At 40.9% G+C, this 20,757-nt stretch carries 34 protein-coding genes; 29 read left to right on the top strand and 5 right to left on the bottom strand.

The features are described from left to right. The first annotated feature begins 38 nt into the window (after positions 1-38). The 4 genes from FEM55_RS14735 to FEM55_RS14720 all read left to right on the top strand — a co-directional run bounded on the left by FEM55_RS14735 (position 39) and on the right by FEM55_RS14720 (position 1,468). Entirely contained in the window at positions 39-326 is a 288-nt protein-coding gene (locus tag FEM55_RS14735; RefSeq protein ID WP_138282123.1) for a transposase, read from the top strand. Further along, complete coding sequence (locus FEM55_RS25400) at positions 323-628, top strand: IS3 family transposase (RefSeq protein ID WP_138282122.1); 306 nt, start codon at positions 323-325, stop codon at positions 626-628. The genes FEM55_RS14735 and FEM55_RS25400 overlap by 4 nt, the downstream gene beginning before the upstream one ends. Positions 629-725: 97 nt before the next feature. After that, entirely contained in the window at positions 726-1,049 is a 324-nt protein-coding gene (locus FEM55_RS14725) for a DDE-type integrase/transposase/recombinase (protein WP_308420225.1), read from the top strand. A 167-nt stretch (positions 1,050-1,216) separates the two neighbouring features. Continuing rightward, positions 1,217-1,468, top strand: a complete 252-nt coding sequence (locus FEM55_RS14720) for an integrase core domain-containing protein (protein WP_171036554.1) — start codon at positions 1,217-1,219, stop codon at positions 1,466-1,468. Here the strand turns inward: FEM55_RS14720 and FEM55_RS14715 are convergent. Both FEM55_RS14715 and FEM55_RS14710 read right to left on the bottom strand, forming a co-directional pair. Beyond that, positions 1,465-2,082, bottom strand: a complete 618-nt coding sequence (locus tag FEM55_RS14715; RefSeq protein ID WP_138282119.1) for a phage integrase SAM-like domain and Arm DNA-binding domain-containing protein — start codon at positions 2,080-2,082, stop codon at positions 1,465-1,467. The genes FEM55_RS14720 and FEM55_RS14715 overlap by 4 nt on opposite strands. Before the next feature lie 668 nt (positions 2,083-2,750). Further along, entirely contained in the window at positions 2,751-3,134 is a 384-nt protein-coding gene (locus FEM55_RS14710; RefSeq protein ID WP_138282118.1) for a helix-turn-helix domain-containing protein, read from the bottom strand. Positions 3,135-3,337: 203 nt separating this feature from the next. On the opposite strand from FEM55_RS14710, the gene FEM55_RS14705 reads away from it, so the two are divergent. From FEM55_RS14705 to FEM55_RS14690, 4 genes are all read left to right on the top strand, one after another. After that, a complete protein-coding gene (locus FEM55_RS14705; protein WP_138282117.1) occupies positions 3,338-3,574 on the top strand; it encodes a hypothetical protein in 237 nt (78 codons plus the stop codon). Positions 3,575-3,584: 10 nt separating this feature from the next. Beyond that, complete coding sequence (locus FEM55_RS14700) at positions 3,585-3,944, top strand: hypothetical protein (RefSeq protein WP_138282116.1); 360 nt, start codon at positions 3,585-3,587, stop codon at positions 3,942-3,944. Positions 3,945-4,148: 204 nt separating this feature from the next. Beyond that, positions 4,149-4,403 (top strand): hypothetical protein, encoded by a 255-nt coding sequence (locus FEM55_RS14695; protein ID WP_138282115.1) that lies wholly within the window; start codon positions 4,149-4,151, stop codon positions 4,401-4,403. Between the two features lie 142 nt (positions 4,404-4,545). Beyond that, positions 4,546-4,899: a hypothetical protein gene (locus FEM55_RS14690; RefSeq protein WP_138282114.1), complete on the top strand. Its 354-nt coding sequence runs from the start codon at positions 4,546-4,548 to the stop codon at positions 4,897-4,899. A gap of 126 nt (positions 4,900-5,025) precedes the next feature. On the opposite strand, the gene FEM55_RS14685 is transcribed toward FEM55_RS14690, so the two are convergent. Further along, complete coding sequence (locus FEM55_RS14685) at positions 5,026-5,661, bottom strand: hypothetical protein (protein WP_138282113.1); 636 nt, start codon at positions 5,659-5,661, stop codon at positions 5,026-5,028. A gap of 191 nt (positions 5,662-5,852) precedes the next feature. Here FEM55_RS14685 and FEM55_RS14680 point away from each other — a divergent pair, with 191 nt between their 5' ends. From FEM55_RS14680 to FEM55_RS14665, 4 genes are all read left to right on the top strand, one after another. After that, positions 5,853-7,388 carry a rolling circle replication-associated protein gene (locus FEM55_RS14680; RefSeq protein WP_138282112.1) on the top strand — a complete coding sequence of 512 codons (1,536 nt, stop codon included), beginning with the start codon at positions 5,853-5,855 and terminating at the stop codon, positions 7,386-7,388. Next, positions 7,385-7,657 (top strand): hypothetical protein, encoded by a 273-nt coding sequence (locus FEM55_RS14675; protein WP_138282111.1) that lies wholly within the window; start codon positions 7,385-7,387, stop codon positions 7,655-7,657. The genes FEM55_RS14680 and FEM55_RS14675 overlap by 4 nt, the downstream gene beginning before the upstream one ends. After that, positions 7,657-7,986 (top strand): hypothetical protein, encoded by a 330-nt coding sequence (locus FEM55_RS14670; RefSeq protein ID WP_138282110.1) that lies wholly within the window; start codon positions 7,657-7,659, stop codon positions 7,984-7,986. Before FEM55_RS14675 ends, FEM55_RS14670 begins: the two co-directional genes overlap by 1 nt. A gap of 180 nt (positions 7,987-8,166) precedes the next feature. Beyond that, positions 8,167-9,834: a hypothetical protein gene (locus FEM55_RS14665; RefSeq protein ID WP_138282109.1), complete on the top strand. Its 1,668-nt coding sequence runs from the start codon at positions 8,167-8,169 to the stop codon at positions 9,832-9,834. Between the two features lie 400 nt (positions 9,835-10,234). Here FEM55_RS14665 and FEM55_RS14660 read toward each other — a convergent pair whose 3' ends face one another. Then, entirely contained in the window at positions 10,235-12,313 is a 2,079-nt protein-coding gene (locus FEM55_RS14660) for an alpha/beta fold hydrolase (RefSeq protein ID WP_138282108.1), read from the bottom strand. Between the two features lie 183 nt (positions 12,314-12,496). Beyond that, positions 12,497-12,694, bottom strand: coding sequence for a hypothetical protein (locus tag FEM55_RS14655; RefSeq protein ID WP_138282107.1), 198 nt, complete (start codon positions 12,692-12,694; stop codon positions 12,497-12,499). A gap of 162 nt (positions 12,695-12,856) precedes the next feature. Here FEM55_RS14655 and FEM55_RS14650 point away from each other — a divergent pair, with 162 nt between their 5' ends. From FEM55_RS14650 to FEM55_RS14570, 17 genes are all read left to right on the top strand, one after another. Further along, complete coding sequence (locus tag FEM55_RS14650) at positions 12,857-13,327, top strand: hypothetical protein (protein WP_138282106.1); 471 nt, start codon at positions 12,857-12,859, stop codon at positions 13,325-13,327. 135 nt (positions 13,328-13,462) lie between these two features. Beyond that, a complete protein-coding gene (locus FEM55_RS14645; RefSeq protein WP_138282105.1) occupies positions 13,463-13,798 on the top strand; it encodes a hypothetical protein in 336 nt (111 codons plus the stop codon). A 1-nt stretch (position 13,799) separates the two neighbouring features. After that, the gene (locus FEM55_RS14640) at positions 13,800-14,465 is read left to right on the top strand and encodes a hypothetical protein (RefSeq protein ID WP_138282104.1); all 666 of its coding nucleotides are present in this window, start codon (positions 13,800-13,802) and stop codon (positions 14,463-14,465) included. After that, positions 14,443-15,273 carry a hypothetical protein gene (locus FEM55_RS14635; RefSeq protein ID WP_138282103.1) on the top strand — a complete coding sequence of 277 codons (831 nt, stop codon included), beginning with the start codon at positions 14,443-14,445 and terminating at the stop codon, positions 15,271-15,273. Before FEM55_RS14640 ends, FEM55_RS14635 begins: the two co-directional genes overlap by 23 nt. Next, positions 15,263-15,712, top strand: coding sequence for an LEA/WHy family protein (locus FEM55_RS14630; protein WP_138282102.1), 450 nt, complete (start codon positions 15,263-15,265; stop codon positions 15,710-15,712). The genes FEM55_RS14635 and FEM55_RS14630 overlap by 11 nt, the downstream gene beginning before the upstream one ends. After that, positions 15,713-16,078: a hypothetical protein gene (locus tag FEM55_RS14625; RefSeq protein WP_138282101.1), complete on the top strand. Its 366-nt coding sequence runs from the start codon at positions 15,713-15,715 to the stop codon at positions 16,076-16,078. Then, positions 16,075-16,485, top strand: coding sequence for a hypothetical protein (locus FEM55_RS14620; RefSeq protein ID WP_138282100.1), 411 nt, complete (start codon positions 16,075-16,077; stop codon positions 16,483-16,485). Before FEM55_RS14625 ends, FEM55_RS14620 begins: the two co-directional genes overlap by 4 nt. Next, positions 16,485-16,790 carry a hypothetical protein gene (locus FEM55_RS14615; RefSeq protein ID WP_138282099.1) on the top strand — a complete coding sequence of 102 codons (306 nt, stop codon included), beginning with the start codon at positions 16,485-16,487 and terminating at the stop codon, positions 16,788-16,790. Before FEM55_RS14620 ends, FEM55_RS14615 begins: the two co-directional genes overlap by 1 nt. A 60-nt stretch (positions 16,791-16,850) precedes the next feature. Continuing rightward, positions 16,851-17,420 (top strand): hypothetical protein, encoded by a 570-nt coding sequence (locus tag FEM55_RS25190; RefSeq protein WP_229209270.1) that lies wholly within the window; start codon positions 16,851-16,853, stop codon positions 17,418-17,420. Positions 17,421-17,514: 94 nt separating this feature from the next. Further along, positions 17,515-17,694 (top strand): hypothetical protein, encoded by a 180-nt coding sequence (locus tag FEM55_RS14605; RefSeq protein WP_138282098.1) that lies wholly within the window; start codon positions 17,515-17,517, stop codon positions 17,692-17,694. Positions 17,695-17,745: 51 nt separating this feature from the next. Next, positions 17,746-18,288 carry a hypothetical protein gene (locus tag FEM55_RS14600; RefSeq protein WP_138282097.1) on the top strand — a complete coding sequence of 181 codons (543 nt, stop codon included), beginning with the start codon at positions 17,746-17,748 and terminating at the stop codon, positions 18,286-18,288. An 11-nt stretch (positions 18,289-18,299) separates the two neighbouring features. After that, positions 18,300-18,611: a hypothetical protein gene (locus FEM55_RS14595; RefSeq protein ID WP_138282096.1), complete on the top strand. Its 312-nt coding sequence runs from the start codon at positions 18,300-18,302 to the stop codon at positions 18,609-18,611. Between the two features lie 55 nt (positions 18,612-18,666). Then, the gene (locus FEM55_RS14590) at positions 18,667-19,323 is read left to right on the top strand and encodes a hypothetical protein (protein ID WP_138282095.1); all 657 of its coding nucleotides are present in this window, start codon (positions 18,667-18,669) and stop codon (positions 19,321-19,323) included. Then, entirely contained in the window at positions 19,320-19,706 is a 387-nt protein-coding gene (locus FEM55_RS14585) for a hypothetical protein (protein WP_138282094.1), read from the top strand. The genes FEM55_RS14590 and FEM55_RS14585 overlap by 4 nt, the downstream gene beginning before the upstream one ends. Beyond that, positions 19,703-20,224: a lysozyme gene (locus FEM55_RS14580; protein WP_138282093.1), complete on the top strand. Its 522-nt coding sequence runs from the start codon at positions 19,703-19,705 to the stop codon at positions 20,222-20,224. Before FEM55_RS14585 ends, FEM55_RS14580 begins: the two co-directional genes overlap by 4 nt. A gap of 15 nt (positions 20,225-20,239) precedes the next feature. Beyond that, positions 20,240-20,563 carry a hypothetical protein gene (locus FEM55_RS14575; RefSeq protein ID WP_138282092.1) on the top strand — a complete coding sequence of 108 codons (324 nt, stop codon included), beginning with the start codon at positions 20,240-20,242 and terminating at the stop codon, positions 20,561-20,563. Next, positions 20,526-20,756: a hypothetical protein gene (locus FEM55_RS14570; RefSeq protein WP_138282091.1), complete on the top strand. Its 231-nt coding sequence runs from the start codon at positions 20,526-20,528 to the stop codon at positions 20,754-20,756. Before FEM55_RS14575 ends, FEM55_RS14570 begins: the two co-directional genes overlap by 38 nt. The last annotated feature ends 1 nt before the right edge of the window (position 20,757 follow it).

Genomic DNA, 20,757 nt, shown 5'->3' with positions numbered 1-20,757 from the left:
CTGGACAGCTACTTAAATTTCTAATTTAGTAGTTGACTATGAAAAAAGAACGTAGAAAATTCAGCGCGAGCTTCAAAGCCAAGGTGGCCATTGAAGCGATCAACGAGGTTCAAACCGTCCAGGAACTGGCCTCTAAGTATGAGATTCATCCAACGCAGATAACGGCCTGGAAGAGAGAGTTTTTGGAAAAGGCAGAGCTAGTGTTCAGTAAGGAATCTCCACCGACTGGGCATGACGCTGAAAATACAAAGGAGAAAGAATTATATTCCAAAATCGGAGAGCTGCAAGTCCGAGTGGATTTTTTAAAAAAGGTCTTGGGGAAATGAGCGTGAGGGAGAAACGCGGCCTTATTTCCCCTGAATATACCTCATTAAGCATTTCGCAACAATGCAAGTTAATTGGCATACAGCACAGTAGCTACTATTTAAAACCCAGAGGGCAGTCACTATTGAATCAGCGCTTGATGAAAGTTATTGATCGTCAATTTCTGGATTGCCCCTTTTATGGAGTAGAGCGGATGCGTGATTACCTGACTGGCTTAGGGTATCCTGTTGGCGTGAAGCGAGTGAGAAGGCTTTACAGACTTATGAATTTGCGCACAATTTACCGGCACGGGCCGCCCCGCTAAGCCTAATCTGAGCAGAGCCAATCCTGCTGACTACAAGTATCCATACTTATTGAAGGGACTGAAAATAGAACGTCCCAACCAGGTCTGACAGGCCGATATATCGTACATTCCAATGTTCAGAGGGTTTGTGTATATGTTTGCCATCATTGATGTTTACAGCCGTCGAATTGTGGGATGGAGTATTTCTAATACGATGAGTATGGAGTGGTGCCGGGAAACACTTTCAGATACCATGCGTACCGAAGGGCAACCGGAAATATTTAATACCGATCAAGGTAGTCAATTTACAAGCCCGGGCTTTGTTAACCCTTTGTTGGAGAAGGGAATTCAGATTTCCATGGACGAAAAAGGAAGGGCTCTTGACAATGTTTTCATCAAACGATTTTGGAGGTCGCTTAAACAGGAGTATATATATATCTAAACCCTCCCAATGGCGGGATGGATTTGTATCGCGGAGTAAAGACGTATGTGGAATTTTACAACCGCCGACGCAAACACACAGGTACTGGCTACATTCCTGATGATCTTTTTTTCGAGAACAATGCGAAAGCATCTTAATTAAAATTAATTTCATCCTTACGCTGTCCGGTGAAAGGGGAGTATTTTAATACCCCAGAAGAAAACTCCTATATTGAAGCATTTCACAGTATTCTGGAACGTGAAGTGATTGAACGTAACGAATTTGCCAGTTACTATGAGGCTAAAGAAACAATTCAGCGCTTCATCACGCACTATAACCAAAGTAGGTTACACCGTTCAATTGGCTTCATAATACCTCAACAAAAATGGGAAGAAGCAATGGTTTGTAACACAACCAAATTAAAAAAATTGTCCAACTAAAAAGGGGCTAAGACAATACATAGAAGAGAGATCTTCTTGAAGTTTGACAGGTACTTCATTGTCGTATTATGACTGCATTTGCGAACCGCTTTCATCCAGAATTCATAATCGGCGATGAAGTCGTAATCAAGCTTCTCAATTTCAAGATCGGCTGTCTTATACTTGTACCTTATAAACTCTTTGGTATGCTCAAACGAGGTCTTATAACGTTCCAAGGTACCGGGAGCAAAGTCTGTACCTACCAATCTCGACATCTTGTCATTATGATCCTGAAAAATCTCGAGAATCATTTTAGGCTTTCCCGCACTTCCAACGAGAACATTCTTTACAGATTCAGCTGTAACGGTTCGACCGGCTTCGATCATCTGTCTATGAACATCATAAACTTTGGATTGAAGGGTGTCCAGATACGCATTGAGAAGCTTTACATCTTCTTTGACACCATTCTTCCTGCCAGCTGATGAATTCCACTTTTCCGGCTCGCACTCCCTTTTGGTGCTAATTTCAATCCGTTGGCTGTCAACTGTCAATCTCATGTAGATTGGCAATTTACCTTTGACATAATTGTTGCGTTTTTTGAGATAAAAAAGCAACGTGAAGCTTTTCGTTAACATAGCAATTAAATTTTAAGTGATTAAAATTATGATTGCAGCCTATTAAAATCAAGATGTTTACGCCGTAAACATATTCATAAACAGTACGTTACGGATAGTTCGGTGAGCAATTTTTTCTGCGTTCAACTGCTCATTAACATATTGAGAATTTTTGAACATTTTAGCATAGTGTTGAAAGAAAAAAAGCCTTCAAATGGTTGATTTGAAGGCTTTTGTTATGTTTTGATATTGATTATTGCAGAGAGAGAGGGATTCTGAGAACCAGAACCCCCACCCTGCTAATACACTGATAGTTACGATATCTTTTATTTGTCCCGTACTTAATTTGATCATTTTTGAATAGGTTTTGTCCCGCTATTTGTCCCGGCTTTTAAGGATTTCCACCAGTTCCATCAATAACTTATTCTCATTTTTTAGATACTCAATCAGTTGTTGAGATTCGTCATTTTTTACTTTGTAGTGTACTGTTCCGCTGCCGGCAATGTTCGCGTTTCCTTTTTGAATAATGTTGGTAATGCTGATCTTAATTTGCCTTTTTTCATAGCATGGAAGTTTTTCATAAAAGATGCATTTGCAACTTCTAACATTTTCACCATCAGTAATGTGTGTAAATGGACATTGTGCGTGTGTGTTTAGCATTGAGTGATGTATTTAGGTTTAAGATTGATTCAGGTCTTTCCTCGTAATACTTCTACCATTTGTTCAAGCAGCTGAATCTGCTTTTTAAGATGCTGGTTTTCATTTTCGAGTATGTGTAATTTGTTGGTATCGGAATTCATTGCATTGTTGCTGCCTTTATATTGTACATTCCCATCCCCGGCAATATTTGCTTTTCCCTTTTGACTAATATTCTTGGATAAAAAATAATCCATCTCAACATCCAAGGCATCACATACCTTCTTTAAAACTTCCGTATTCACATCCTTTTTTTTCAATATTTTACCGAAACCCTGCTGGGTATAACCAATTCGGCTCGAAACGTCTTCTAATGAAACATTATGTTTCTTTATTAACTCTTTGATTAACAGACCAAAATCAATATCATAAACCATTAACTGAAAAAATTTAAAATAAATGAAACATTATGTTTGCTTTTATGAACCAAAACGTATTATTATTGCACAGCGAATCATTATCAAATTACAAAAACTAACCATTAAAAAACAAAATGGATTTACAAAATGGAACCGTAATGGAAAAGCCATCCTCATTTTGGAAGATGTGGCGTGAGGATTTACCAGGTTCTTTTCCCAAAATGAAGCTTACTAAAGACCTGGAAGAACGTTGGGGATTAACATTTACAAATGTTTACTCCAGATTGAAGAAGGAAGACTTCATGCATTTACAATCCGACTTGCTATTTCTTTTCAACCATTATGGAATTGCCTTCGATTACAAAACAAAAGGTTTCTTCCTGGACAAAAGACAATATGACTTGATCCGGCAAAATGAAGAAATGGAAGCAGCGCAGTTGTTCGGGCTGTCCAAATAAGTAAGTCCGCATGACTACCTTGGAACTGCTCCGGAAGAAACTGCAGATACATAACCGGGATTGTCACGAAATACCCACCGAAGATCCGAAAGAATTAAAGCGAAGGTTATACATCAAAAGAATGTACTGGCTGCAAATCGAATGTGAGGAGTTCAGGAACGCCATAAACCTTGCCTTTCGCCTTTGCTCACAGGAACCCGTCAAGGAAATAGTTGACGATCTGGAGATTGTAAAAATGCGAACCGTATTCAAATGGGAAGAATGGAAAGATGCACAGATCTTGGCCATTAACGAAAAAGAAGCAACAGGTTTAGAATTCTTCAAAACGAAAATTTTGGAATTGCCCAATGACAAACAAGCAAAAGTTTGAGGCCGGCCACAGGTTTACAATTCCCAGAAGCAGTATCATTTATAAGCAAGTAGCAGATCATTATGGTAATGATTACATCGCTTACCTGAATTGTGGAAGGTGGGAATTTGGGATGCTGATTTTACAAGTGACAAAATCCTGTCTGGTATATCTGGACGGTGAAAGACAGAAAAAAATCCCGTTTGAATCTATGTCTTTTATCCAATGAAAAAAGATGAACTGAAAATGCAAATCAGCCTGATTAATGAAGGCGACTTACAGGAACGTAGCATGCAACTTTTTGAATGGCTGCATCCGGGTAAAATGAAGAATACAGTTCAGGAAATGTTTGATCTGATCAATTATCAAACTGAGCTTATTTCTGTTTTACAAAAAGAACTTATTGATTTACGTATACAGCAAAGCGACAGCAAGCCGGTTTTCTATCCCATGTCATACACTCCTCACAAAAGACATTGAAATGAATTTACTCAAAGCTTTTCTTTTTTATGCCTGGAACATGACATTGATGTTCTTTGATTCTGCCTCAAATACGCGTAAGTAAATAATTATGCTTTGTAAAACTATAAACAGAGTTTAAAACCTTAACAGTTCCGAACCCATGTCATTACGATCTTTTATTGAATGGCGGATTCCAGAGCCAATACAAGCAAAGTATAGCTTTCAAATACTCGAAGCTGATCACAAATTCACATATTGGAACCTGTGCCCGTACTGCGGACATCATTTAACCTACATAGCAAGCGGATGGGAAGAATGCGAAGATACTGGTTTATGGATCGTTGAATTTTTGGATAATGATTGTTGGTCAGAGCCTGATCACGATGCGCAGCGCGCGGAATGGGTAAAGTGGATGGATGAACATTGTCCTTTTCCCTACGTATATCAATTGTCTGTTGATGAGCGTGTGCGGATTGAATTAAAAGAGAAATATAGATTCTACTTTAAAAAATAATTTAACAGAGTTTAACTCGAAGAATTTAGACAGCGTAGAATCCATATGGTGTATTGGTTGTATTTGATTCCAATTCAATGTTTATGAATCGTAATAAAAGTCATGGTGTTGAACTTCAATATGATGTTAGTTATTCGGTGATATTTCAAAAACTATTTGACCCAATTGATCTTCGAAATAGATTATACCAGTACGTGGATTTAAAGAAATAGCCATACTCATACTCTCACTTATATTATGGTACCCCTTAGCTCTCAAATGAGCAATGATTTGATTCTTTACGTTTGTCATTTCATTGTCTATCTTATTTACACCTACAAAAGTTATTTGTTTTGTTGTATCTGGATAACTAGTAACAAAATAATTAATATCTGCAGAAGTTATTGTACGAGGCTGTGGACCATAGTTGTTAGTGGTTTGATTGACAGTAAGATCATTTGCCATAATGCCATTGTTAATGCCTTTATTAACATTGGCCTGATTAGACCCAACATTGTTTTGTTGATTGATCGACTCGTCACTTGTATTTGTTGTTTTTTTCTTAATCGACTTTTTCCTTTTAATATCTCCTTCAGTTTTCTTTTTAGTAACCTTTTGAGGCTGTTGGGTGGAAACTGGCTTTTGAACTTGAGAATTTTTTTCAGGCAATGGTTTAGTAAACAGAGCTATTACCACTGCTATAAACATAAGAAATGCACCTACGACGAATGGAACCTTCACCCAATTCGAATAAGGAATCATACGATCTATCAATTCAAACATTTGACTTATCAGATAGGTTTTTTCTAGAAAGAACAAATGTATAGTCCTTTTACTCTTACGTCCAGGCTGAGACCTTTTTTAATGGGTTTATCAAAGCGTCGACTCCACCCGTAAAGTGCTCATACGTTCCAAAATCGAACTCCGAAAGTTTAAAAACTCCCTTTTAATCACTATTACCGGCATTTTTAATCATGTCAGCAGCCGATATTCTCCGCCCTTTGGAAAACCGTATTACAGAATTTGACTTTCAGAAGTACGCCAAGTTCAAACCGCACTCTGTAATCATTCAGAAGAAGTTCATTAATTACTCGTATGATGAATTCGGAAACCAGATTATTGTAAAACCGGACTTATCACAAAAGAATCTGAACAGCCTCATGAATCTGGAAAAAGGTGCATCCGGACAATGGAACGGCTACATGTCGCCAGGTACGCGCAGAAAAGTAAAAGGCATTATTGAAAATTACCTGACGGCTATTCAGTTGAACACATCCATGGCTTTTCCCAAGTCTTTTCCATCACAGGAAATTTATCCTTCATTTCTCACGCTTACGCTGCCGGCAAAACAGATTCATTGTGATAATGATATCAAAAAAGAATGTTTTCTCAGGTTCATTGAATGGCTTACAGGCGATAAAGAAAAAGGTGCTTCCGGGTGGGGAGTAAAAAATTACATTTGGGTTGCTGAAACCCAGAAAAACGGAAACATTCACTTTCACCTGATCATTGACCGCGGCTTGCCTGCGGACCGGATCAACAGAAAATGGAACCAGTTCATTGAGCGGCTTGGCTATGTAACCCGGTTCCGGAACCGGCAGAACTACATTTATAAAAATGGCTGGTACGTTCGTAAAGATATGCTTTATGAAAGGATTGAGCAAAAAAGGAAGGCTTGCCGGGCCATGTCCCAGAAATTCAATAAAGCCGATGCCGTAAATGAAGAAAAGAAAAGGCAGCTGAAAGCATTCAACAGCGGAATTGCCTGCAACTGGAACAATCCGCCATCCACTAAAATCCATGCAATCCAGAACATTAAAAAGCTGACTGCCTATGTCAGCAAATACATGACAAAGGCACCTGAAATCAACATCCGGTTGCAGGAAGGTGAAAAGCTGATAGAAGAAAATGGAAGGTACTTTATCCAGACTGAAATAGTTGAAAAATCAGAATCCATTGAAGGCCATCAGATTGAAACTGTTTTATCGGAACGCAAGGAAGTACAGGTAAAATTCCGGAACCGTTACATTCGCGGCCGTATCTGGGGAGCGTCGAAAATCCTTCATTCGGACAATCTCAATCCATATACTGTAGCACTGGAAACTTTCTCGATGGTCACGACTACAACGTTTGATTACCGGACTGTAAAAATTTCACAGCCAGTTTATACCACGGACATTTTCGGAAACAGAATGTTTTCCCACATGCAGAAAGTGGAAAAAGAAAATGTAATCAAAAATTCAAAGCGTGACATTGATCCGCCCAATGTTAACTATGATTCATCCAGGTACGTGCAGTTTCTTACAGAAATGTATGTACCTCAGAAGGATATTGACAAAGCCACATCCAAGGCCGGCGAACATTTCCGACATTATGGCGGCATTATCATACCGTTGGAAAACCCTCAAAAAGATATTCTGAAAATGTATTCGCCCAATATGTATGCAAGGTATGCGGATCATTACCAGCAAATGTTCGCCATGCTTTACCCGGACAATAATGCTAAATGAAAGTTACCAGAAAGGAAGTTCCCTATGCTGTTTTCGGTACATGGGAAGTTTGGAAGGATGGGACTTTGAGAAGTATCTATGTCAATCCATCAGGCCGGGAAAGTACAATCAATATTTACCCTGAAATGCTGGCAGAACCGGACCTTTTCTTAAATCTCTATGCCGACGGAACTGTAAAAGACTGGAACGACTTCATTGAGGCCTTTTTTACTGCCTGTGAAATCACAAAAATCAAGAACATTAAAAACTTTCAAACCGGATTCGAATAATGGAAAAGCTGCCCGCACTTACATACTCACACAACTGGAACAACAAGCTGAATTCACATGTACATACCACTTTAAGGCTTTGGAACCCGGCAAAGTATTACAAAGGTGCCAAGTTTGAAGAATTTCTGAAAGGTGAATCAATAGGGACTGTTTTGGTTGTAGAGGTAAAAAAGCTGAAACTGGCTCAGGTTAACGATTACATAGCCGGACTCGATACCGGCTACCTGGCTGCATCCTGTCATGAAATGATTAAAAGTATGTATAAAAATATTGTCAATGACTGGAAGGTACAGGAATTAGCCTTTGTCCTTTTAATCCGTATCGATTAAGATCATTTATAGACAATGTTAATTGTGGAGTAATAATACTTATAAAGTTAAAAAAGGTGACATATTAATTATGAAAGTACTAGATTTTTTATTTTCACACCGTTAAATAAATCTTTATAATACCAAATACTATAATTAAATCTAGTAACTAAATTTAGTAGAACCTTACATATTATTTCTATGATCTACTCTATACAACATCGTTTAGTCTGTATTTTCAAACAAGCCCTCTTTTTGTTATTCGTCATATCGTTCAATCTCCATGCACAAGAGGACAGGCGAGTATACAAAAGTTTTCAGAAAGCAGGTAAACTAGAAAATAATGGTGAACGAACTTTAATTAGTAATTTAAAATTTTCTACAAATCAATTATTTAATTTTAAATCAGAACTACTGACATCTGATAAACCTACTACATCAAGAATGGTATCTGATTATGGTTTCAATCACATAATTAAAAAGGATATGGAATTAGTACTTGTAGGTGAACAATCCCCACAAGCAGGTTTTAGTATTGATGTAAGTAGTAAAACAAGTGTAAAATTAAGTGGGCGAATTCCTACAAATAGAGGTATATCCACTTTAGAATTGGAGGCTGGTCAAAAAGAAAACAATGTACCAATAGTAGAAGCAGGTAAATACAACGGCACTGTAGACTTGGCGTTTAACAGGCATATAATTGTAAAATCTAATACATATACCTATTTGAATGATTCTCCCAAATTATATCAGCCAGTTTTTGAAAAAAAGAAATTGCATTTGGATAAAGAAATGATTGATTCTGCGTCAGTTTTAGCAAATTTTTTAGAAGAAATTGACATCAATGCATATAGAGTAATTGAGAATAGAGCATTTTTCAAGATAGAAGATGCAGATAGCATAATGATTAATAATTATGATGGCATCGAAGCACTTAGTATTCTTCGAAAACAGATTGTTCCCATAATATTCGAACTTGATTTTTACATTTCTTTGGCAAAAAAATATTCAACAAATAAGTTATTGGATTCCGCCAAAACTGTTACTGAAGTGAATGAAATTATTCAAAGTGATACAAAATTAAAGTTAGATTTACTTGTTGATGATTTAAAAAAAATTCTTACACGTCTATCTGTACGTCACGAATTACTTAAAGATGCCGAAAGAGATTTAGCAAGTCCACTATGGATAAGCAAGCATTTGCAATGGTTTTCTATTTCTCCAACTATTGGTATTAAAGCTTATAAAGTTTATGGAAAAGATGATAATGATGTAATTTTAGAAAAACCAGAAAACAAAGTTTTTTGGACTCCAAAAGTAAATTTTTGGTATTCCTTTTATGACGTTTATAAAAAAGGAGCAAACTTATACCGCCTTGGCTTGGAACCTATTTATGGTAATAATCTAGAAGATTATACTGAAATTAAGTATCATGAAAATGACACTTTACAATTTGAGCCAAATGGCAATTTGGTAATTAAAGAGAAAACGACATCCGGTTTATATCGAAAGAAAGATAGTAAATCAAAATACAAAGTTTATGTAAACTACAGGTTGGAATTTTATAGACTTCCTAGAAAAAATTTTGTACCGGGATACTCAATGAAATTTGGTTATGTTAAAGATGGCATATTAGCTGAACATAAGCGTAAATTAAGATTTCAGGCTGGCCTAGTGCTTAATTTATTAAATCAGGAGAAAAGCAAGCCGATAATAACATTACAGCCTTATCTATTGTATGACAATCTCTTAAAGGAAACTGTTTTAGATAAAGGTGACACTTACCGTAACAAGACAGCTCTTGAAAAACTTGGTGCTGGAATTTTAATTGGCCTTCCTATTAAAGGATTACTATCTATTGGTGACTAAGTATGTATGACAAAATTTAAATTATACGTGGTAATAAGAAGTATAACCAACCTTTTAATAGATAAAAAGCTTATCAATTAATTTTGTGATACCACTATTCAGAAAACTTAAAACAGGTGACATTCTGATCACTACAACCCAATATCCGCTTATTCAGCATTTTGGAGTAGTGATCATTGAAGGAAATAAAACTTTTGTATATCACTGCATCCCCAGCCGGAACGTTACTCATGATACGTTGATTGATTTCCTTTCCAATCGGGAGTTGGTAGCTGTACGCACTACAAATACGCCGGCGTTCAAAATTCAGAAACGATTCAAGTCAATTCAGCATAAAAGATACAATGCTGTTAACTTTAACTGCATTCACGTTGCTGAATTCCTGACCAGTCCGGATTTATCATTGAATTAAAAATTGTCTGGTTACATTGCCTTTTTTGGATTCGATTTTCAGAAAGTAAATTCCCGGCTTTTGATCCACATACATAAGGCTCGGCGAATTGCCGTTAACATGCCTGCTCTGGCGAATCTGCTTTCCGTTTATGTCAAACATAATGAAGTTTAGTTCACCTTTCAAAGGCGTCTTGACCTGAATAAACTTGGTCGCCGGATTCGGATAAATAACCGTTGCGGCGGCTAAATCCGGATCTTCCAAACCGGTAATTGTAAATGCATCCGATTCTGACGTGCAGCCGTTTTCTGTAACTTTCACCGAGTACGAAGCGGAACCGGTACTTGTTAATTTCTGTCCATTTTCACCCGTTAAGGCAGTACCGTTTGCAAACCATTGATTACCCTTTTCAGAACTGGAAACAAGCGCATTATCCTGTATGGTAATGACCGGCTTTTCAGGCTTTGGCTTGACTTGAAGTACAATTTCATTTACTGACTTTTCACTTACTCCGCATTTCCGGCCTTGTACAGAATATGTTCCCGGACTATTCACTGTTACAGATAAACCGGTTCCCACATTTATACCGTCTTTGTACCAGGTATAAGAATCATATCCAGCGTTTTCCAGTTTCAATGTAACTTTTTCACCATCACAGATGGATGCATTGCCTTCGGTAACTATTGCTGGCAGCTGAGGCAAAGGACAAAATTCCGTTGCAAACTCGTATGGGACAAAGTGTAAAGGATAACCGCTGGCAGCTCCGGTTGCACCATATATGCCGATTGAGTAAGAACCGGCATCAATCATTACGCGGCTTTCTCTTTGCAGTTCTTTAATTTCAATACCTTGCCAATTGAATAATTGAATACCGCCATACTTGTCTTTGTTGGTTTTGAAATCCAGAATTCCCCTCTGATCAAAATTGATCTTGAAACGGTCATAATCCAGATCATTTCCTTTGGGATCAGGTGTAAAGAAAGCCTGATAAGTTTTGTTCGGCTTTATTTCATACGCCAGTTCCAGTTCTGCCGGTTCATCCAGTGCATACTGGTTCAGGAAAGTTTGTGTCGGCAACTTGGTATGCCAGGTGGCTTCCAATGTATTGCCAGACTGTTGATTAGAGTTGTCCACTACAAATAAATCTCCTTTCATCGGCTTGTCATACGTGAGATTAAATATATTGGCACTATACGATTTTACTACATCATCATCGTCGGTTCCAAGCCAACCAAAAATATTAATTCCACCGGTACCGACAATACATGCAAAATGCAGGTTCAAATACATTGGTTTGTGATTCAGACCAGTTATGTAATTTAAGTTACCATTGCAGTCAATGTCCTTGGATTTGAAGGAATCCGGAACATTGCCTTCAAATCCACCATATAGATAATTTCCAGCTAAACTGTTGACTCTCATATCCCTGACGGCATCTGAGTTTTCATCTTTGCCGAATAATAATTTGACCAGATTACCGGTAGTTATGTCACTTCCCTGGTGCGGCGTTCCGGAAGTAATCAGTTTGGCAACATGGTGCTTGTTATCCTTTGTCAGCCAGTTTTCAGGATTTTGTAAATACTCCCGAATAGCCAGACCGCCCATACTGTGGCCGAACAAAACAACCTTATCAGCGCCGGTTGCCTGAAGAATTTTCCTTACTGCAAGCCCGACTGCAAAACCCTGTTTAACAATGGCAGCCTGATTACTTTGGACAGTTGGAAAAGAATTATCAAAGTTGATTACAAATACATCGTTGTCGGGATTGACATAAGACATCAAATCTAAGACATCACCATATTGCGGGCCAATGGCATTTCTGTTCAGGGTTGTTGAACTCAGATCATAATTTAACTGGAAATTTATTTGACTTCCGGTGCCAGCCCGTTTTTCGATTTGGTTAATGTCCAGGTTACATCCCTGTTCTTTTAATTGTACAAGCATTTCATACCAGGTCGCGTCCGAGCCAGTCCAGCCGTGTACAAACAAAATGGGATAGGGAATATGTTTTTTCGATTGGCCGAACAGCAAAGAATGTGAAAAAACAATGGAAAGCAGAAGCAGAAAGCGTGTGTAATTTTTAAGCATGTAGTGCGTGTTTATAGTTATAACGGAAGCCAAAATAAAGAAAATTAATGTTTTTTGGCCAGCTATAATACAAACAACATGTCTGTGGCTGAAAAATATCCTTACAAATAGGGATTGAAATACCCGGAGTAGCTATCGGAAAATACCTTGCAAATACCCAGGTAGTAAAGACCCGTTCTGTAATCAGCCGTATTTTTCTTCTCTTTTCAGCGGTTCGCCTATCAATTCCCTGAGTTGCCTGACCTGTTTGGGCGTGAATCGCTGCTGGCCGGCTTTCCAGTTCAGTATCTTTTTGCCCTCTTTTCCTATTAACCTTTCAAACGTGCGGCGTGTAGATACGTTGTACTGCCCGATCAAGTCAGATTTTGAAAGAAAATCCATTTTGGTAAAAGTGTGGGTTGCTAAAAGGTGCTGAAAGTTGCCATATGTTGCTACAAGATAACACCTATTTGCTACTATGGCAAGCGTACACCTATAATTGTGCTATCAAGTTGAAAGCAGAAAAAAGAGGGTTTTCAAGCACAAGAAAAGGCATTATGAAACATGGGTCAATTAACCTTACCGCCCGATTATTTCAGAACGGCGGCAGAGCTGTACCAGCAAAATCCAAGCGACAGAAAAGCGTGGTTGCAGGATCAGATCGCAAAGGCTAATTCATCCCTGTTGCAGTACCAGGCCGAGTTGAATGAAATCACTGCGGCACTTGTAAAGCTGGGAGCGATGCCGGGAAGCGGCGGTATCATTACTACTGCCGGAGGCGTATTAGCAGCATTGCCAACCGGGTACACAAAGATCATTGGCGGAATCCTGATTGTGGCCGGTGCCTTTTTCTCAAAAGTTGAAAACAAGCAAAAGGCCAAACAGATTGAACAATTAAAGCAAGTGGGACTTGCCCGGTATAACGAAGCGGTCCAGGTAGGAGAATACAAAACCAGGTATGAAAAGGAGCTGGCAGGATTACGCATGATCCCTGTTGCTTTAACAGCGGTTATACTTTGGCTTATCATAAAATAAACTATGGCATCAGAACCAAAGAAAGGAGACAGATTAATTGCCAAGGTAAGGTTGACGTTTTACATGAACGATCAATGCACCGTCCCTTTCCCTCCTGTTCCGCCCGGTATTGGTTACCAAAAAACTTACCAGGTTATGGAAAGAACAAAAAATCAGGAAGTGGGAACATATACCGGCAAATCGTCTAACATTGGCTTTGAAGTAGATTGGGTACAACAGTATAGACATGTTCCCAAATTTCCAAAAGATCCAACCAATGTTGTAATCCCGCGTACTTCCTGGGTAAAGAGAGATCAAGTCACAGGATTCTGGGATATGGGTGTGGATAGTCCGATAAACGATCCGGATGTTAATGTTCCAACTACTACGCCGGCCCCTGTTGAACCGGATCAAACCAATACGTACCTGTTCATCGCATTAGGAGCCGCTGTTTTCTGGAAGTTCCTTTTACCTAAGATTAACAAACAGTAGCATGGCATTATTACCACCATCAGTACCCAGTGGAACAGGAAAAGGCGTTAACGAGCTTTTCACCCTGCTTAATCCAGCAATCGGAAGTTTTGATGCATCAGGAATCTTTTTTGTGTCAGCAGGCAACATTCCGCCTATCTCGCAAATGAAAGTTATATGGCTGAATTCGATTGCTAAAACGTTTAACGACAATCCTGACAGTGCCAATAACCTTTACAAGATTGTCAACAACAGTGCCAATGAAGTCAAGTTTCACTGGACAGATATTTATGCCCTGAGCATGATTGCTGATACGGTGAACGGTGCTGCACTGGATTACAAATACCGCTCTTACAAAGCCGGAAGCCGGCTGTTCGGAGAAGCCGATCTGTTGAAAATTTACAAGAATATTCTGGCTGCACCCGGCGCACGTGATTACAACAGTGAAGTTGCCGGACTGATCATTCAGGAAGCCAATGACACAGAACCCGTTCAAAACGGCGGTCAGCAAAACGGCGGCACCCAGAATGGCGGCTCACAAAACGGAGGTATACCAAGTGGTCCCGACACTACGGGTACGAGCCAGGAAAAGAAACAAAAGCAGTGGGTTACGTATGCGCTTATTGGATTGATACTCTTTGTCATCTTCAAGAAAAGGTTTAAAAATGGCAGTAAAGGCAAGCGTTAGCGGAACAGGCGAAGGAGTGACCGAAGTTGCTAATTACGAGGACATGGATGTGCATGGCAGTTTCAGTCCGGAAGGTTTTATCATAATCAGGGGCCACTACATCTACAATCCCGACCTGTACAAAGCACACCAGGCTAACATTGTATTAAGGCCTTTACTGGGTGATTACATAGCCAGTAATTACACAAAATTGCATTGGTCAGACATTATAGCCTTTGCTTTGGTAACCAAAAATCTCGAAGTAGAGAAAGACACGAAAACGGTTGTTTGCAGAGCCGGAAAGCTAACATTTGACAATGCAACGCTTCGTGTCATGGTCAAAGATATAGCAGAAAGCGGCGGTAAAAAAGACTGGAATACGATCATTAAAGCAAAAAGCATTGCTGATGCAGCTTCCAATAATAATGCCATTGACCCTAAAAGCCCTTTTAACCCGAAAAGCATTTATTACAGTCCGTCCAAACCGGTTTTCATCTATGATCCCACTTATGGTTACATCATTTATAATTCCGGGGAAATAATCTGGACGGTAACAGACGGAAGATATTACGACAAAGCCAACGGCGATGCTGTCAGCTACGACAAAACCAACCATACCGTTACGTTTACGACAGGGAACATCCTGAACCTGGAAACACTGGAACTTAAAACACCGGACAATAAAGTATCGAAGATCAAAAATACCGTTTCGCTGTTTTTTCAACTATTCAGAAAGCTTTTGTCCGACACCAATACGCAGTTGATATTTCTAGGCACACTGGTCATCGTCATATTATTAATCATCAAGAGAAAACGAAATGCAAAGTAAGTGGCTGATAGTAATTGCAATCCTGATCTGGTACTTTACCCGTAAAATCCAGGCGGCAAATGCCTTGCTGGTACGTTACATGCTGCCTTCCAATATCCGGATCAGCAAAGGTGCCATCATGTGGGATCAGCCTGTCATTATCACCAATCCAACAGGTACACCCATTAACCTGAACCGGTATTATATTCAGATTGCACTGGAAGATACGCCGATCGGAACGGCCTATGATAGTCTTTTTACAACGCTGCAGGCTGCCAGCGATACCACGATAACAGCCAATGTAGTGGTACCAATAGATGCCCTGCTGACCAGTATTCCCACCCTGGTGAATGCAGGCGCGCAGCTGGATTTCAAGTTAACAGGGAACATCATTGCCGAAGGCTTAACGGTTCCCGTGAATACGGTCATACGGGTTCCAATACCCAAACTTTTCAAATAAATGGATATTGTAGATTACACCTATCATCCGGATGGTTCGGTAACTGTGGAGTATGCCGATGGCAGCATTGAGACAGTCAAACAATCAGACTCTGGAACCGGATCAAGCTCAGGAAGCAGTTCTGGCTCCGGCTCAATACCTGGCTGGCTCAGTGCATTGCTGGGTGCACTGCCCGGATTGATTGCAGGCGTGGGCAGCCTGTTTGGAAAAGGCGGAAGCGAGCCACAAAGCCCGGTTGTGACCACCACGCCCGGAACCCCAACAACGGTAAACCTGGGCGGCAGCAACACAAACAGCATTCTTCTCATTGCCCTGGTGGTAATGTTTGCATACATAGTTTTCACAGGTAAACAGCCTAAAAAATGAAGGTCGAAAAGCAGGTTGGTTGGATTAAAGGACTTAACGGCATTGGTAACGTATTTGAGCTTTCGCACAATGGCAAATATTTACTGGCCTGCATCTGGCAGGACAACAAATTCCATTTCCTTGATGCCGGTTCTCTGATTGAGGAAATAAACCAAGGCACAGCATCACTTGCCGAAATACGGGAATCTTACCTGCACGGAAGTGCTGTTCCGATAAATGCAGATGGTTCTTTGACCGTATCCAATCCGGATGGCTGGCAAAGGCTATACCAGCCGGCGACAGGTAACAGCACAGAAGCAACTGAGAATCTGGCCGATGAACTTAATTTCCCGGTTTCCATATCCTTTACCGGATCAGTCAAAGTCAAGCTGGAAGGATTATCACAAATTTTAAAATTCATTGAGTAATGGCTACAACAAAATCAACAGCAGTTAAGAAAACTGCAACTGCACCAATTCCTGTGAGTACAGAACCGGCATTCAGTTCCTTCACAATACAGGATTTGACCGAAGGGCATCCGGAAACCCCGGTACGATCCGGTTCCCGAATTCAGCAATGGGAATTTACCCTGGACGACATGCACCGGAACACGCCGGGTGAAATGGTGAAAGTATTCCTTTCCGCCCTGGAAATCCCGGTTTACAAACACCTGCAACGCCTGAGATACGCAGCCCAATGGGGCCTTGATCCCGGCTATGTATTAGTTCAGTAACAAGCCCATGGGCTTCAAAGATTATACGAATTACACTTCATCAATAAACCATTAAGTATCATGTCAAAAGTACAGTATAACATAGGGACCTTTAAAGGTCTTCTGGGAACGGCCATCCTTTACCTGGCCAAAACAAACTCCGGAACCGAGTTTATAACCCACAAGGTTCTGGAAGGCAGTGACGAATTCTGGGCATATATATCCCGTACCGCATTGCAAGGCTACATGCTTTCAAATGATATTGTCATTTCAAGCAACATTGATGTTTCCAAGCTTGCAGATACCGCGCCGGACGGTGTTCTGGATGCCAACGGCCATGTAGCAATTGATAATGGAAACAGCTTGCCACGCTTGACAGCTGGTGAAGCATACTATTCTCTAAAAGGAGATGGGATAGCTGATTATACAGATGATCCTGGAACGCCAACTTCTGGCAACTCCAATTCTTCGGGTACCGTAGTCATTGCCAACAAATCCAAAACCATCAGTGAAACCCTTTCGGAAGCTGTTACCTGGGTTACAAAGAATCCATTGATTCTGATCGTCATCCTTTTTGCGCTTTCAGAACTTTTGGGACTGACCAATCTGCTGGGATTAAGAAAGAAAAAGCCGGCCAAGAAACGCCGCTAAGACCAGGCCGTATATGGCACTCCGTCCGGGCAATTCGTATGAGAATCCCGGATAAAATTATTCTTCATTTTCACAATTAAACTCCAAAATAGTTATGGCTACTAAATCAACATTAACAAGCCTTAAGAAAAAGAAAAACAAAAAGAAACCGGGCTTGAAAGCATCCGCAAGGGCAATAGATGCTTATGTAAAAGGCCAGAAAGAGGTTGACGATCATAACAAGCGTGTAGATGCCGAACTGGCCAGACGTAAAAAGCTTTTGGGTAAGAATTAGCCAGCAGTGTAGTGGTCATCAGATCACTACACGATTTAAATCTTCGAGATTATGAACGCAGACAATGCAATCCAATGGATACAGGCTGAAAGGTTTAATCAATGGCGGCTGAATCGTGGCGAAGACGAGAAGGTTTCCGAGTACGATTCCGACAATGAATCCGAAGAAGAAGCAGTCGAAAGGCTTACCAACATTCTCCGGTTGCAGCAGCCCGGCAAGTATGTACTGAAAGCGTACAAAGGAAAAGGCAGGCAGGCGGCCCAGAGTACATACCGATTTGAAATTACACGGCCCGCACTGTCGCAGCCTGGTTCAGCTTCTCACCAGAACTTCGATTACCAGGAAATTTTCGAAAAAGCAAAGGCGTTGGCACGTGCAGAATTTGAGGAACAGGCATTCAAAAAAGAAGTCCTGCAAAGACTGGATAGCCTGGAATTGGAAGTTGAAAAAATCAGGAAATCCATTCTGGAACTCAATGACGAAGACGAAGAAAATGACGAAGATGCACTGGAACGCCTGAGTTCCGTTGCACAAAAACTGCCCGGCCTTGCCAAAGGCTTTGATTCGATGAAAGGACTTTTTAAACCAGCATAAACACAACTACGATGGCTAACAGAAGCAATAAAGAATTGACGGTAATCCCGATTGAAAAGGAAAGAACCGAAGAAGAAATCATTGAAGCCATGCGCGAATTTGCCATGGCTTCTTATGAAAGCGTAGGCGTTAATAACACCTACAATACCCTGAAATTCATGACACAGATTGTCAAAGATTCCCCGGAAACCTACCGGAAAATTTTCCATCCCAAAACAATGGAAAAACTCAAACAAATCACGGAAAGCAGAAGCACCGGCGGCAAAATGTCCACCATGGAAATGCTGGGCTTAGTGGGTGATATTACATCCATTCTGACGTAAAAGTTACCAGTGTGATGCAGCATAAGTAAACGGTCTGTATTTGATCAAAATTGATATGGCAAACATTAATATTTCTCCCAAAATCCCGGTCAGTCCTGAAAACATCAAGATTGCGCAGTATTTTATCATTGGCCTGGTGCTCTGGCTGATCATATCCGGACAGCTCCGGAAATACAGGCAGGCCAACCAGTACCAGCAGGCCGGAAATGATGCAAATACTTCCCTGGCCATTCAGGTACGACAGGCGTGCAATCCATCCGGCATCAAACTCCTGGTGGAACTGGACGGTACCTGGGAAAGTGATTTGATGCTTGTTGCCGATCAGATCAGCAATGTGGATGCCGTAAATGCCGCATATGTGAACTTGTACAATGAAAACATGTACGAACGCCTTGAAAAGGAACTGAGCAGTACCAAGTTTCAGGAATGGCTGAAACGCGCCAAAGCCGCACCGACAGCAACGGCAGCCGCTGGCACCAACAAGGAAGTAAAGCTGGAAGCCATCAAAGATACCGTCATACTGAGCGACACGGACAGCACCAAAGTTGCCCGTACCGTAAAGGCCGGCGAAAAAATAGGTACCCGGTTGAAAACTTATAGTATCACCAACAAACAAGGCGTAAAGAACACGTATTACCTGGTAAGCTGGACTTCCTTCCTGTTTCTTACCAATCAGGGTTTGGTACTGGCAGCAGATACAAAAGAGGTATGAACGAGGAGCAAAAAAAGGGATTGGGCTTGTTCGGCATGTTTGGTGCGGTCATTTACTTTCTGACCAGGCCACGGCAGGTTGCACGCTATTCGCAGGGTGTAGGCACCATGACCGCAGTACAGCTGGCTGAGAGTTACCGTGAGCTGATCAGTTCTCCTTTGCGCGTCTTCATCAATCCGGTAAGCGAAGCCGAACCTGATACGGGCACGCCCTGGGCGGTGGACCTGGCCAAGTATACCAAAAATTACGAGGCGGTAAAAAAGGAGTACCTGAAATATTACGGCGGCGATCTGTCCCAGGATCTGATTGCCTGGTTCCGGCCCGCCGAATTGTCGGAGTATGTCGCAGCTCTTTGGGATAGTAACAAACAAGCAATGTCATGAATATGCAGATCAGTTCCGAAGGATTAGAGGTATTGAAGAACCGTGAAAAATTGCGGTTGACGGCTTACAAGGATTCCGGCGGCGTATGGACAATCGGTTACGGCTGTACTACTTACGAAAACGGCAACAAAGTAAAAGCCGGTGATGTCATTACAGAAGCAAAGGCATTGCAGCTTCTGGCTTTTCATGTCGGGAAAGCGGCTGCGGCTGTGAATGCCGGCATCAAGTCTGTCATTAATCAGGGCCAGTTCGATGCACTCACATCCTTTACTTACAACGTAGGTACCGGCGCATTTGCAAAATCCCACCTTCGGGTATTGGTCAACACCAATCCGAATGACTTTGACAGCATAGAAGCCGAGTTTTTACGCTGGGTTTATGATGAAAATGAAAACGGCGTGAAAGTCGTGGTTGCCGGTTTGGTGAACCGCAGGAAGGAAGAAATTGAAATGTACCGGAACGGTTCAGTAAAAAAAAAGCTCAATGGTTCTGGATTGCGGCAGCGGCTGCCATCCTGATTATCCGAAGCAAGTATGCAAAACGTTGAAAACAAAATCATAGCCGGTGCCATGGTGGTTTTCTGTGCTTTGATGGCCGTCATGGTATTTCTTACCAATCGTATCCTGGACAAAGCCTGCAACTGCAGAGAAATCATTCCAATCGGGATTACTGAAATAAACAAGCTGCTTTATGAAAACAGTCAGGAAATGGATTCCGTATCTGTTCATTCCGATACTACTGCTGCCGGCTCTTTCCGGGAATTGCAGCAGCGTTACGGCAGCAGACACCATCCGGAACAAATATCCGGAGCTGGAAAAGATGCTGCCCAGGATAAACCGGGACCTGAAAGTATGTGATCTGGTAAAAAAGGAAAATGCATTGCTCGGCATCAAAAACCGGGTTCTGGAAAACGAAGTAAAGCAGCAGCGGCAGCATACCAGGCGGGCCACTCTGGAAAACAGAAATCAGAAGCGTAAACACCTGCTTGCCAACATTGTCCGGACCATGCTTGAAATCACTGCCGTAGTCGTAATTATCATAATCTGTTAAC

It is taken from the genome of Dyadobacter sediminis (genome assembly GCF_005860765.1).
In the GTDB taxonomy this organism is placed as follows: Bacteria; Bacteroidota; Bacteroidia; order Cytophagales; family Spirosomataceae; genus Dyadobacter; species Dyadobacter sediminis.
Note: the sequence above shows the minus strand (reverse complement) of the source record. Positions and strands in the feature narration are given on the sequence as shown.